Source organism: Megamonas hypermegale (assembly GCF_900187035.1).
Classification (GTDB): domain Bacteria; phylum Bacillota; class Negativicutes; order Selenomonadales; family Selenomonadaceae; genus Megamonas; species Megamonas hypermegale.
Genome location: NZ_LT906446.1, coordinates 879,904 through 894,107, shown reverse-complemented (window position 1 = coordinate 894,107; position 14,204 = coordinate 879,904). Strand labels below are relative to the sequence as shown.

General features: G+C 34.8%; 12 protein-coding genes. 5 read left to right on the top strand and 7 right to left on the bottom strand.

Annotated features, from left to right (window positions below; translation table 11 throughout):
- Nucleotides 1-143: 143 nt before the first annotated feature.
- From CKV65_RS04190 to CKV65_RS04170, 5 genes are all read right to left on the bottom strand, one after another.
- Nucleotides 144-1,160 carry a Na/Pi cotransporter family protein gene (locus tag CKV65_RS04190; protein WP_027890709.1) on the bottom strand — a complete coding sequence of 339 codons (1,017 nt, stop codon included), beginning with the start codon at nt 1,158-1,160 and terminating at the stop codon, nt 144-146.
- Nucleotides 1,161-1,418: 258 nt separating this feature from the next.
- Complete coding sequence (locus CKV65_RS04185; protein WP_027890708.1) at nt 1,419-1,910, bottom strand: HD domain-containing protein; 492 nt, start codon at nt 1,908-1,910, stop codon at nt 1,419-1,421.
- 21 nt (nt 1,911-1,931) lie between these two features.
- Entirely contained in the window at nt 1,932-3,221 is a 1,290-nt protein-coding gene (locus tag CKV65_RS04180; RefSeq protein ID WP_027890707.1) for an aspartate aminotransferase family protein, read from the bottom strand.
- 136 nt (nt 3,222-3,357) lie between these two features.
- A complete protein-coding gene (locus tag CKV65_RS04175) occupies nt 3,358-5,286 on the bottom strand; it encodes a peptidase U32 family protein (protein WP_027890706.1) in 1,929 nt (642 codons plus the stop codon).
- An 85-nt stretch (nt 5,287-5,371) separates the two neighbouring features.
- Nucleotides 5,372-5,701, bottom strand: a complete 330-nt coding sequence (locus tag CKV65_RS04170) for a DUF5713 family protein (RefSeq protein WP_027890705.1) — start codon at nt 5,699-5,701, stop codon at nt 5,372-5,374.
- Between the two features lie 201 nt (nt 5,702-5,902).
- On the opposite strand from CKV65_RS04170, the gene CKV65_RS04165 reads away from it, so the two are divergent.
- The 5 genes from CKV65_RS04165 (at nt 5,903) to trmD (ending at nt 12,899) form a co-directional block, all read left to right on the top strand.
- Nucleotides 5,903-9,343 carry a DNA polymerase III subunit alpha gene (locus CKV65_RS04165; RefSeq protein ID WP_422730537.1) on the top strand — a complete coding sequence of 1,147 codons (3,441 nt, stop codon included), beginning with the start codon at nt 5,903-5,905 and terminating at the stop codon, nt 9,341-9,343.
- A gap of 190 nt (nt 9,344-9,533) precedes the next feature.
- Nucleotides 9,534-11,147: an MBL fold metallo-hydrolase gene (locus CKV65_RS04160; protein WP_027890703.1), complete on the top strand. Its 1,614-nt coding sequence runs from the start codon at nt 9,534-9,536 to the stop codon at nt 11,145-11,147.
- 106 nt (nt 11,148-11,253) lie between these two features.
- On the top strand, nt 11,254-11,661 hold the full coding sequence (locus tag CKV65_RS04155) for a YlqD family protein (protein ID WP_027890702.1): 408 nt from the start codon (nt 11,254-11,256) through the stop codon (nt 11,659-11,661).
- Nucleotides 11,645-12,154 (top strand): ribosome maturation factor RimM, encoded by a 510-nt coding sequence (gene rimM, locus CKV65_RS04150; protein ID WP_027890701.1) that lies wholly within the window; start codon nt 11,645-11,647, stop codon nt 12,152-12,154. Before CKV65_RS04155 ends, rimM begins: the two co-directional genes overlap by 17 nt.
- Before the next feature lie 7 nt (nt 12,155-12,161).
- Nucleotides 12,162-12,899, top strand: a complete 738-nt coding sequence (gene trmD / locus CKV65_RS04145) for a tRNA (guanosine(37)-N1)-methyltransferase TrmD (protein WP_027890700.1) — start codon at nt 12,162-12,164, stop codon at nt 12,897-12,899.
- Between the two features lie 45 nt (nt 12,900-12,944).
- On the opposite strand, the gene CKV65_RS10910 is transcribed toward trmD, so the two are convergent.
- A complete protein-coding gene (locus CKV65_RS10910) occupies nt 12,945-13,568 on the bottom strand; it encodes an SLC5/6 family protein (RefSeq protein ID WP_231922714.1) in 624 nt (207 codons plus the stop codon).
- Nucleotides 13,569-13,679: 111 nt separating this feature from the next.
- The gene (locus CKV65_RS10905; RefSeq protein WP_231922713.1) at nt 13,680-14,159 is read right to left on the bottom strand and encodes a cytosine permease; all 480 of its coding nucleotides are present in this window, start codon (nt 14,157-14,159) and stop codon (nt 13,680-13,682) included.
- Nucleotides 14,160-14,204 lie beyond the last annotated feature (45 nt).

The window sequence follows — 14,204 nt, the reverse complement described above, 5'->3', positions numbered from 1 at the left end:
TAATTTAATTAGATTACTGATTGGGGCTTAGTTCTTATATGGGACTAAGTCCTTTTTAATTTATTATTTTGGATTATAAAAAAATGCACCCCAAAAGTTTTTATAGTTAACTTTTAGAGTGCATTTTATGTTATTTATTTATTTTAAGCGATTTCTGATTCAACCTGTTTTGTAGATAAACCTGGTTTTTTATCAGGAACAATGAAACAAACTATTTTAACCATTAATGGAATAAGTGGCAACCATAATAATGTATTGATTAAATTAAATGAAGTATGAGCATTGGCAATCTGACGAGAGATTACAGCAGTTTCTGGACCAGCTGGAGAAATATACATTACAAATTGAGCAAACAACGGTAATATACATAAGAATAAAATACTACCTGTGATATTGAATACGCTATGAGCTACAGCTGTGCGTTTTGCATTTTTAGATTGACCGATAGATGCTAATAATGCTGTGATTGTTGTACCGATATTATCTCCTAATAAGATTGGCAATGCACCTTGAAGACCAATTATACTATTGCCATCTACACCTGCTTGAGAAGCGAAATTTTGTAATACTGCGATTGTAGCACTAGAGCTTTGTACGATAACAGTCATAACTGTTCCTAATAATAAACCTAAAATTGGGTTATCATGAACATTTGCTATAAGCTCCGTAAAAATTGGCGCATTTACAAGAGGTTTCATAGTGGAACCCATGATTTCAATACCGACAAATAACAAACCAAAGAAAAATACTGTTTGACCGATATTTTTTAATTTTTCTGTTTTAGCAAAGAAATAAACTACAAAACCAATGAATACTATTGGCCAAATATAGTCACTTAATTTAAAAGCGATTAACTGTGCTGTCATTGTCGTACCGATATTAGCACCGAAAATAATGGAAATTGCTTGTGGCAGTTTCATTAAACCTGCACTGACAAAACCGATAGCCATTACAGTTGTTGCACTAGAGCTTTGTAATACACATGTAACTAATGCACCAGCTAATACACCTACAACTGGATTTTTAGTCAATACGCTGAGTACATAGCGCATTTTTTCTCCAGCCATATTTTGTAAACCTTGGCTCATCATATTCATACTGTAGATAAATAATGCTAAACCACCTAATAATTCAAAAGCAATTTTCAAACCCTCACCCATTGAGTTATTCCTCCAAATTAATTTTTTTACCCATAAATTCAAAACGAAATTTACTTAATTGCTACTTAAATTATATAAATAAGTGAGTATAGCTTTCTAGTAGAAATAAGTAAAATAAATGTAAAAACTATGTAAAATATTTTTTCATAATATCCATATAGAGATTTTATTTTTATTCAAATAAGGTATTTATTAAAAAAAAAAACTGCACCTTTAAAGTCGTTTTATTTCTAACTTTTAGGTGCAGTTTTTTAGATTTTAGATATCAAACATTGTTTTACATAAAGATATACCAGTTTCTGTTTTAAAAATGCGTTGTAGTGCTGTTTCTACAGATTTTTTTGGCAAATTATCTTCATATAAATTTACAAGGAAATCGGCTTCAACGAGAATTTGATAGTCGATGCCATCGATATTTGTATAAGTGTGATGATGTGCTATAAGATAGCATACGCGGTCGATTACATCTTGTTCAAAGCCTAATTCTGTCAGCATTTCTTTAGCTGGAGCAGGGCCTTCTTGTTCTTGGAATTTTCCGTTAGTGCTGTTGAATTTTGATTCAGCTAATTTTATGCCGATATCATGTGTCAGTGCAGCAGTTTCTAATGTGAATAATGTTTTTTCATCAAGTTTTTCGCCAATGCCGATTAATTGGGCGAAGCTGTGTACTTTGATGAAATGTTGAATTCGTTTTGGGTCGCCCTGATAATATTTTATCATTGCCAATGTAAGTTCATGTAATAAGTCCATAACTTCACCTTCGTGTAATTTTTATTTAACAAGAGCTAAAACATCGCCGAGATTGTTGAGTAAGTCATTGATGTTTTCTTCTGTAATGATGAGTGGTGGCTGGAATGCGAGAACATTTCTAGCGATACCATTTTTGCCGATGAGGAAGCCGCGGTCTTTCATTGTTTCTACAACGAAATCAACTTTGTCTGGGGCTGGGGATTTATCTGTATTTATAAGTTCAGCACCAGTCATTAAGCCTAAGCCACGAACATCGCCGATGATTGGATATTTTTTCTGCAATTCGCGCAAGCCTTGGCGGAGTTGTTCACCGCGAGCTTTAGCATTTTCCATGAGGTTGTGTTTTTCGATGTATTCGAGAACTGCGATACCTGCTGTTGTGGATACTGGGTTGCCACCGAGTGTAGAAGCACCTGGGCGAGTATATTTATCAGCGATTTCAGGACGAGAGATGAAGCAACTGATAGGTGCGCCGTTACCGAGTGCTTTTGCCATAGTCATGATATCTGGTTCAACATCGAAATTTTCAATAGCGAACATCTTACCTGTACGGGCAAAACCTGTTTGAACTTCATCGATGATGAGCAAAATATCGTGTTTTTCAAGGATTTCTTTCAAGCGTTTGAAATATCCTTTTGGAGGAACTACGATACCAGCATTGCCCTGAATAGCTTCACAAATCATGGCAGAAACTTGACCAGATGTTGCATAACTAATTATGTCTTCTACTGCATTAGCACAAGCATAATCGCATTCTGGGAATTTTTTACCAAGTGGGCAACGGTAGCAATATGGATTTGGTGCAAAGTGAATGCCACCGATAGGATTTGGGTCAGTTCTCCACATGCCGATACCAGTTACGTCCATAGTGAGTTTTGTTCTGCCGTGTAAACCATTTCTGAGTGCTAAGATTTCGCTTTTACCATTGTAGATATTAGCTAATAATAAAGCACCTTCATTGGCTTCTGTACCAGTGGAACAGAAGAAGGATTTTTGTAAACGACCTGGTGTAACTTGAGCTAATTTTTCAGCGAGATTATAGATATTTTCAGTTAAATAAATATTGCAAACGTGCTGAAGTGTTTGCACTTGTTTTACTACTTTATCAGTTATTTCTGGATTGCAGTGACCGCAGTTGATAACGGATACGCCAGCAAAGCAATCCAAATATTTTTTACCAGTATGGTCATAAAGGTATTGCATAGAACCTTTTACAAATTGAGGTGGATTGGCAAAGAAATGACCAAGACAAGGAATGATGTATTTTTTCTTTTTTTCTAGACATTTTTCAGGGCCAATATATTCAGCCATAAACAAAACTTCCTTTCATTTGATAAATATATTATGTATTATGCCAGTAGATTTTATAAAGCCATAAAATAACGTGTAGTTAATAAAAACTACGGCTATTTTATGGCTGTGATTATACTAGCACAATAATGCTATATTAATAAGATTTTTTATGACGATAAACGCCGATGCCAAGTGGACGAGGGCTTTCTTTTTGAATTTTAGAGAGAGCTTCATTTTTGTCAGCTAAAGTTCCATCGATTACTTGGCGATAGATATTTGTCAATAAACCAGTCAATTCTGGTGTATAATCTTGAGCTTCAATGCGCCATGCAGCAGCTCCCATTAATTTATCGATATACGGTAAGAGGCATAAATCATGTGTGAATAAGATATGCAAGCGGTTGAGTTGGTCCATGCGCATGGAGTGTTTACCACCGATTGTATCGACTAAAGCGAAATGTTTATCATTTAAATCAGGGTTTTCAAGAGGATTATAATGCAAGTTCATAGCAGGAATGTTATTATCGCTAATCATAGCTTCTACATTACCATGAACTGTTATAGCGATTGGCATAGCGCTGTTTTCTATGAGTGTGCGCACTTGTGGATATGGCATTTCATAAGAAGCTGTAGCGCCAACGATACCATTTTCCTGTAAAAATTGTGTAGCTACGTGATTGAATAAGTTAAAGCTGTGGTCAGCAAAAACAGGAATAGCTGTGCAATCATAAATTATGCTAGCTGCGCCTAAATTTCCTGCCATGATGCCATCAGGCTGAATTTCATTTAAATCACGGCATAATTGCTGAAGTTCACTACATTGGTCTTTTAATGTAGTGCGTGGTGTATTAACGATTACTTTGACATTTTTTTCATGGGCTTCATCGAGAATTGTTTCGATTTCAGCTAAAGTCCATGGTTTGTTTGGACGATATACTTCACCGCCAACGATGAGGATGTCTGCACCATTTTGTAATGCTTGGCGAGCGTGTGCAAGTGTTGCGGCTTTTACAATGAGTTTAGGTTTTTTATCGTCTTTTGCTTTGATAGGTGCTTCATCTTTGAGCCAATCACATTCTAAATCGGCTTCTTTAGCAGCATAGCTGAAAAAGCGTGGTTCACGTTTACCGCTGTAACCGATAGCTTCACTGCCAGGTTTATTCATAGCAAAGCATGTGGAATAATCACGCACACGATTTTCATAGAGATTTTTCCAATCATCTTCGTTTATCTGATAACCCATTGGGTCAGCTACATAACTGTCAATAGCGCGGCGATAAATGCTTACGATATTAGAAACGAAGTCAGCACTGCGCATGCGTCCTTCAATTTTGAAAGAGTATACACCTGCTTGGATTAAATCAGGAATGTTGCGGAACATGCACATATCTTTTAAAGCTAATACGTAATCACCATCATTTTTTGTCGGTAAGATTTCGCCTGTAGCTTCGTCCATGATTTTGTACGGCCAGCGACAAGCTTTCATGCAACGACCGCGATTACTGCTGTTAGCGAAAAGCACACCGGAATGAATGCATTGACCGCTTTCGCAGATACACATATCACCGTGTACAAAATATTCTAATTCAAAGTCTCTATCAGCAGCTTTAAGTTCACTGAGTTCTTTTAATGACATTTCACGACTGACAACAACACGGCGAATGCCATATTCTTTTAATTTACTGATAGCAGCGTTATTATGTGAATTCATCATGATAGATGCATGCATAGTGAGTTTGAGTCCAAGATTTTTAACGAGTTGAGCTATAGCTAAATCTTGGATTAAGATTGCATCTACTTGAATTTCATTTAAATATTTAAGATATTCTTCAAGTTCTGGTAATTCATCATCGCTGATAAGATTATTGATTGTTACATATAATAAAGCATCATGAGCATGAGCGTATTCAACGGCTTTTTTCAGCGTTTCATTATCAAAATTAGCGTCTGATTTGAGCATGCGCATATTGAAGTGCTTACCGCCCAAATAAACAGCATCGGCTCCAGCATCAATAGCAGCAACAAAAGTTTCCCAATTGCCAGCTGGAGCGAGTAGTTCTACAGACTTTTTAGTTAATAACATTAAACAATCCTCCAATTTAAATTACTAATGCAGATTATAGTATATCATAAATAAAATTGATTTTAAATTTTAAACAGGTATGGATTTAATCCCATTCACGTGTGGAGCGAACTTTTTCTACATCGATTGGGAAGTGAAACCAATGTAAGATATATTCTAAATCGCGCAATAAGCATTCACGTGCTAAATTATCAAATTCGCTATCATTATCGAGAAACTCATATTGAAAATTATTGACATTCATGATTAATTCATAGATTTTGTCTTCAACTTCTGCTTGATTTTTTGGATTTGTTTCAAGATAATTGATGAAATCCTCCAAGAGATATTTTAATTTATCCACAAGAAAATCGGGATAGAAACTGTCTTCGTACAACTGCTCCAATAACATGTATTGGTCATCAAATTTGTCCATTTAAGAAATAAATTATCCTCCATTTATAAATATTATAATGATATAAACACTAATCGTTATTATACCATTAATTATTCTTTAAGTAAAAATATTCACTAAAATTTGTTTTAGTGATAAAAATGGGAAACAAAATGACAAAGGCGATATAAATTTGATAAAATAAATCTATATATATTTGAATTTAAAGGAAGTGAGGTCATAATGGGTAGTTTAGAAAATTTAGATATAATGGATATAGATAATAAAGATGTAGTCGATTTTGTACATTTGCATGTGCATACAGAATATAGCTTGCTCGATGGTGCAAGCCGTGTAAAAAAATTAGTGAGTTATGCTAAAGAATTGGGCATGAAATCGTTGGCTATAACAGACCACGGCACTATGTACGGAACAATTGCTTTTTATAAGGAAGCGAAAAAACAAGGCATAAAGCCAATTATTGGTTGTGAAGTTTATTTAGCACCGAAATCGCGTTTTGATAATTTTGAAGTAGAACACACGCGATATTACCATTTGATTTTGTTGGCGGAAAATAACGAAGGCTATCAAAATTTAATAAAGCTTGTATCGCTGGCTAATATAGAAGGTATGTATTATAAACCGCGCATAGATAAAGAACTTTTGCGACAATATCACAAGGGGATTATCTGTCTTAGTAGTTGTATAGCAGGAGAAATACCGCAGGCAATTATTCGCGATAATATGGAACGGGCAGAAAAATTAGTACAGGAATACGCGGATATTTTTGGCAAGGATAATTTCTTTTTAGAAATTCAAAATCATCAAATTCCAGAAGAAGCAAAATCGAATGCTGGCCTCATAAAATTAGCACAAAAATACGGTATTAAATTAGTGGCGACGAACGATATTCACTATATAAAAAGAGAGGACAGCACATTTCATGATGTGCTTTTATGTATTCAGACGGGTAGAACACTCGATGATAAAGAACGCATGAAGTTCAACAATGATGATTTTTATTTGAAATCTGGTAAGGAAATGCTGGATTTATTCAAAGATGTACCGCAGGCAATAACGAACACATTAGAGATTGCAGAGCGTTGTAATGTTGAATTTGAATTTGGTCATCTTCATTTGCCGAATTTTCCATTACCTGAGGGCATGACTGATGAACAGTATTTGCGCAAATTATGTAAAGAAAAAATCAGTAATCGCTATGATAATATCACAGAAGAAATAAAGAAACGCTTAGAATATGAATTGTCAATTATCCATCGCATGGGATATGACAGTTACTTTTTGATTGTATGGGATTTTATAAATTTTGCACGCAGTCAAAATATTGCTGTAGGACCGGGGCGTGGTTCAGCAGCAGGCAGTATTGTAGCGTATATTTTAGGGATTACTGACATTGACCCGCTCAAATATAATTTGCTTTTTGAACGTTTTTTAAATCCAGAACGCGTGACAATGCCAGATATCGATATCGATTTTTGCTATATTAGGCGCGATGAAGTCATTGAGTACGTTAAAAGACGTTATGGTGATGACCACGTTGCGCAGATTATAACATTTGGTACGATGGCGGCAAAAGGTGCTATTCGCGATGTAGGGCGCGTCATGAATATACCGTATGGCGAAGTGGATAAAATCGCTAAATTAGTACCGCAAGAACTCGGCATAACACTCGATAAAGCACTACAAGAGTCATCAGAACTGCGCCAAATTTATCAGGAAAATTTGCAGGTGCGCCAATTAATAGATTATGCGCGCGATATTGAAGGCATGCCACGCCATTCATCAACTCATGCAGCGGGTGTCGTTATCTCTAAAGAACCTGTGACCGATTATGTGCCGATACAGATTTCTGAAGGTACATTCGTCACGCAATACGACAAAGATTGCGTTGAAGAATTAGGTCTGTTAAAAATGGACTTTCTCGGTCTTAGAACGTTAACAGTTATCGCAGATACTTTGGAAAATATCAAAAATAATCGCGGTATAACCGTTGATTTAGATAAGATACCACTTGAAGATGAAAAGACTGCTAATATGCTTTGCCGTGGCGAAACGGGTGCAGTATTTCAGATGGAATCAGCTGGCATGACTACACTTGTTAAGGATTTGCAACCGCATAATTTTGCTGATTTAATTCCTGTTATGGCACTTTATCGTCCTGGCCCGCTCGGTAGTGGCATGGTTACAGATTTCATCAATGGGCGTCATGGCAGAAAAAAAGTCACATATATGCATCCAGCATTAGAGCCTATCTTAAAAGAAACTTTCGGCGTTATCTTATATCAAGAACAAGTAATGCAGATTGTACAGGTATTGGCAGGATTTACCCTTGGTCAAGCTGATATCTTGCGCCGTGCCATGGGTAAGAAAAAACACGATGTACTGATGTCGCAAAAAGAAAATTTCTTAAAAGGTACAAAGGAAAATGGCATTGATGAAAAATTAGCTGAAACAATTTTTGATTTATTGTTGAACTTCGCCGATTATGGTTTTAATAAATCACACAGTGCTGCTTATGCACTCGTATCATGGCGTACAGCGTATCTAAAAGCGCATTATCCGCAAGAATTTATGGCGGCTATTTTGACAAGCCTTATGACGAGTACGAAGATTGGTGAGTATATCGAACTTTGCAAGCATATGGGAATACAAGTTTTACCACCGGATATAAATGCTAGTAGAGATAGTTTCACTGTAGATAAAAACAGTATTCGCTTTGGTATGGCTGCCGTGAAGAGTGTTGGTGAAAATGCACTGAAGACAATCGTAAAAATACGTGAAACTGATGGGCCTTTTAAATCTTTAGAAGATTTTTGTGCAAGAGTGAGCAGTAGATGCATAAATAAGCGCTCGTTAGAAAATTTGATAAAATGCGGTGCATTTGATTCACTAGGGTATAATCGTGCGCAGTATTTGGCGATTTTAGACCAAGCAATGGATTTAGGTATGCGCCATCAAAAAGACCTAGCCAGTGGACAGATGGATTTATTCGGCGATTTTTCGGAAGAAGAAAATTTTATCGATAAGATAGATGTACCGAAAATCGATGAATTCCCTAAGATGGAACTTTTAAATATGGAAAAAGAAATAACTGGCTTTTATATCACCGGTCATCCATTAGAGGAATATAGAGAAAAAATTGAACATCTGTATAAAATTGACCAATTATCTGGCTTAAAAGAAAATAAATTCGTTTCATTTGCTGGAATTATTCGCAAGGCAAAACGAGTTACGACAAAAAAAGGCGATATGATGTGCTTTTTAGAAGTCGAAGATTTTGCAGGTGTTATAGAAGCTACAGTTTTCCCGAAATCCTTCTATGAAAATATAAATAATCTCATTCCCGATATGCCTGTTGTCGTGCGCGGCAGAATAAATCATATTGATGATGAAACGAAGATAATTGTCGATAAAGTAATCAGCATGGAAGAATATGTACCAGAGTATTGCATAATTTTAAAACCAGAACAAGAAACGCAGAAAAATTTCTTAATGCTTAAAGAAACATTACATGAATATGCAGGAAATTGTCCTGTATATATGTATTTTCTCAGTACAAAGAAAATGATAAAAGGTAATTGTGAATTTTGGATAAATGGTACAGATAAAGCGTTTAAAGAATTGCAAAAGCTACTCGGTAAAAATGCTGTAAAACAACGCTAAAATACTATATAAATGGTAATATACAAGTACTTAGTACAATATGAATTTATATTTATAATTTTATTGTACTAGGTACTTTTTTATAAAGAATTTTCTGTTAAAGAAAAGGAATTTATCTGCTATTTTTCGAATATATATAATATAGAATAAAATGAATGAAATAGTTTTTATATAGTAGGGAGGGATTTTTATGAATTTGCAATTTTTAGGTGCAGCACATACAGTTACTGGTTCATGTTATTTATTGGAAACTAATGACCATAAAATATTGATTGACTGTGGAATGTTTCAAGGTGGAAGGACTTTACGTGATTTGAATTATAATGATTTTAGATTTGTTCCGTCGGATATTGATTGCGTATTGTTGACACATGCCCATGTTGACCATTGCGGACTTATACCAAAGCTTTGTAAACAAGGCTTTAAAGGTAGTATTTACGCCACGAAAGCAACGTGTGATTTAGTAAATATCATGTTACCAGATAGTGCGCACATCCAAGAATCTGATGCTCAGATTACAAATCGTAAAGGACAGCGTATGGGCAAGACGCCGATTGCTCCGCTGTATACGATCGATGATGCCATGGCTTCGTTAAAACAGTTCGTAGCTATTAATTATGATGAAGAGATTGAACCAGTTAATGGGATTAGAGCGGTTTATCGTGATGCTGGTCATATTTTAGGTTCATCGATTATTGAATTATATGTTACAGAAAATGGTGAAGAAACAAAATTAGTATTTACTGGCGATTTAGGACAACCCGATCAACCAATTATAAAAGACCCAACTTATATAAAAGATGCAGATTACTTAATAATAGAGTCTACTTATGGTGATAGAAAGCATGAAATATATGATAAAGAGACTTCATTGGCGGAAATAATCAATGATACTATGGATAGAGGCGGAAACTTGATTATTCCTTCGTTTGCAGTGGGACGTACGCAAACTATGTTGTATTATTTATTTAAACTTTGGAAAGCAGGGCGTATTGATGATACTGCTATTGTAGTGGATAGTCCGCTAGCAGTAGAGGCAACACGAATTTTTGCTAAGAATGTACATTATTTTGATGAAGAAGCCATTGATTACTTAAAAAAACATAATAAATTGCCAGAAATGCCACAACTTAGAATGTGTGAAAGTGCAGAAGAATCTAAGGCGTTAAATAGTGATGTTGGTTCAAAAATAATTTTATCAGCAAGTGGTATGGCGGATGCAGGCCGTGTATTACATCATTTAAAACATAATCTATGGCGACCAGAGTCTACTATTTTATTTGTTGGTTATCAAGCAGAAGGAAGTTTAGGTCGTAGACTTTTGGATGGTGCTAAACAAGTGAAGGTAATGGGCGAAGAAATCAGTGTAAAAGCTCGTATTGTCAATATGGATGGATTTTCTGCTCATGCTGATTATCTGCAAATTGAAGAATGGCTTCAACATTTAACTATGAATAATGCACAGCAAGTATTCGTTGTACATGGTGAAGCAACTGCTGCTAAAGCGATAAAAGAAATGGTATTAGATGAATTTGGCTGGAATGCGTATATTCCGTATTATGCAGATAGAGCCATTATGACGAAGACGACTTGTGAAATCAAAGAAGCAAACATTCCACAAGTGGCTGTACAAAAAGATATGGAAGATTTCTTCATGGATATCGATTCGTCTTATCGTCAATTCCGTCGCCGTATCATCAATATGGTTGTTAAAAATCCAGAACTCATGCCAGCAGCAATTCGCACTACAGAAAAAGGCTGGCGTTATGTAAAACGCTTGTTCAAAGATTTTGGTATCAGTTAATTAAATACATTGTAAAATTAATAAATAAAGCTCCTCAGATTGATTTCTGGGGAGTTTTTGAGTACAATAGAATAAAATATAAATACAAAGGGGTTATTGCATTATTATGGAAAGTATTTCTTTACAATGTCCAGTAACTATTAAAGTTAAAGTTACAGAAAAATTTAGAAACAAAATGCTTGAAAAAATGAATAGAGAACTCGAAGAAGTTAATTTAAAATTATCTAAAATCGATATTCAGAGAAAAAAATTCATTGAAGAACATGAACAGGATAATCCTCAGCAAGTAGCTGCTGTTGTACAGCGCATGGAAGTTGATAAAGCAAAAGGCTTAAAAGTCAGAGATAAATTAACACAAGATATCGCTGATATGAAACATTTAGGTTTAGGTGCAGAAATCATCCAAGGTACAATGCATCATATCCTCAATGTAAAAGTTGGCGATAAAATGCCAGAAGTCATGAATAGTGAAATTGTAATAGAGGACGGAAAAATCATTGAAATCCGTAACTGATAAAAAAATAATCATCGGCAAATTCGGTGCTACACACGGCATACGCGGCGATATAAAAGTTTATCCATTGACTGATTTTCCAGAACGTTTTAATACGATAAAAACAGCTTATGTCGATGATAAAGAAATTGAAATCACTAAAACACGTTATCAGAAAAATTTTGTAGTGATGAAGATAAAAAGCGTTGATAATCGTGAAGATGCAATGCGTTTCACAAATAAATTGCTAAAAATCAATCGTGCCGATGCTGCTAGTTTAAATGAAGGCGAATATTACGCATTTGATATCGTAGGGCTTGAAGTCATCAATCAAGATGATGTCGTGCTCGGTGAAATCACAGATATTTTAAAAACAGGTAGCAATGATGTCTATATCACTAAAGCAAAAGACGGCAGACAGATATTAATTCCAGCACTTAAAAAAGTAGTTACTGAAATCAATATACAAGATGGCTATATGAAAGTTATCTGGGACGAAAATCAGGAAGTATGATAGCGATATGAGAATAGATATTTTATCCTTATTTCCTGAAATGTTTGGCGGAGTATTCGGTGCTAGTATAACTAAGCGAGCAATTGAAAAAAATATTTTAGATATTGCTATCACTAATCCGCGTGATTTTGCGTTTAACAAACACAACCAAGTAGATGATACGCCATATGGTGGCGGTGCAGGTATGGTCATGAAACCAGAACCTATTTTCCGCGCTATAAAATCTGTAAAGGAAAAGACACAGATTGAAAATAGCAGAGTTGTCATCATGTGCCCTACTGGTAAGACTTTTAATCAGCAAAAAGCAATTGAACTTGCAAAGTATGACCAGCTCATATTCATTTGTGGTCATTATGAAGGCTATGATAATCGAATTGTGCAAAATTTAGCTGATGAAATAATTTCTATTGGTGATTATGTTTTGACTGGCGGTGAATTGGCTTGCATGGTGGTTGTTGATGCTGTTTCCAGAATGCTTCCAGGTGTATTAGGAAGTGGAGAATCAGCGCCGACGGATTCTTTTTATAATGGTATTTTAGAATATCCGCAATATACAAAACCGCGTGAATATCATGGATTAAAAGTGCCAGAAGTACTTTTATCTGGCGACCATGCTAAAATCGCTAAATGGCGCAGACAAGAAGCGTTGCGCACAACGTTTAACAATCGACCTGATTTATTAAAGACGGCTGATTTATCTAAAGAAGATAAGATTTTTTTAGCTAGTTTAAATGATGAGAAATAAAAAGACTGCACTTTGATTGTACAGATTAAAGTGCAGTCTTTCATTTTATGATTTCTTTAAAGAAAAGGCTGTTTGATTTAAGATATAGCTTATTATTATATTACATATGGCAATGCCTAACATGACAGGAAAAGTGATGCCGATAAACGTCGTGCAATCGATTAAATTTTCATAGATTATAAATCCTACCAGCCATAATAAATTATTTTTTATGATGATTTTATCGGAATGAATTTTTGTGTTATGGAATATGAAAAATTCAGAGAATGAAATGGCGAATAATGGTGCAAAAATTGCGCCGATGAAGTATAAAAAGTTTTCATATTGTTGCATGGAAACAAAATAAGCTAGAAAAATGGAGAATAGGCAAATACAAATGAAAGTGATTTTAAAATTAAAGCGGTGAAATAAATTAGTGAAGCAAAGTGTAGCGGAATTTATGGCTATAAAATTTGTAGTAATCGTTGATAATAAAATTACAAGCAGTGCGATAATACCTAAACCAGATAAAGCAAAAATGTCGCAGATATCAGTTGTATTAAAGTGAATGGCGGATGAAAGTCCAATGATGTACATCAAACAGCTACCGAAACAATAAGCAAATACAGCGTATAAAGTGCCTTTTGTATGTTTTGTTAATTTACAAGTATAATCAGAAATTACAGGCATCCAAGATATGCACATAGCAACATTTAATTCAACGGCTAATCCAAAAGATATATTATTACTTATTGCAGAAGGAATAATGGGATTTTCTGTGAATACACTATTAAAAGCTAATCATAAAGATACGAGAAATAAACAAAGGATTATTAATCGATTAAAATGATGAATAAATTTTTCCCTACAAAATATCCAAATACACGGTACAAGTCCTAATACGATTATCCATAAGAAATCATGTGGTAATAATTGCCAAAGCATGTCTGTAAAATGATTGATAGCTTCATTACTGATAATCAGCATAATGGTTATCCAACCGATTAATTGAATGATATTTAATATAGAAAATGCTGTAGCTCCTAAACGACCAAAAAATGAATTGATGATTTCAAAAGAAGAAAGTCTGCATTTTGCGCCGATGAAACCTGTTAAAAATAAAATTATTCCACCGATAAGATGCCCTAGCAAAATAGCACAAAAACCATAAGTCATACCCAGTGGTGCTAGTAGTGTACCAGTCATGATTTCAGCAATGGAGATAGCTGTGCCAAACCATAGCAGAGAAATGTTAAATGGAGAAATTGTTGATGTAAACATGAAATCACCTTCAATACTAATATATTATAAAAAAAATAATTGACT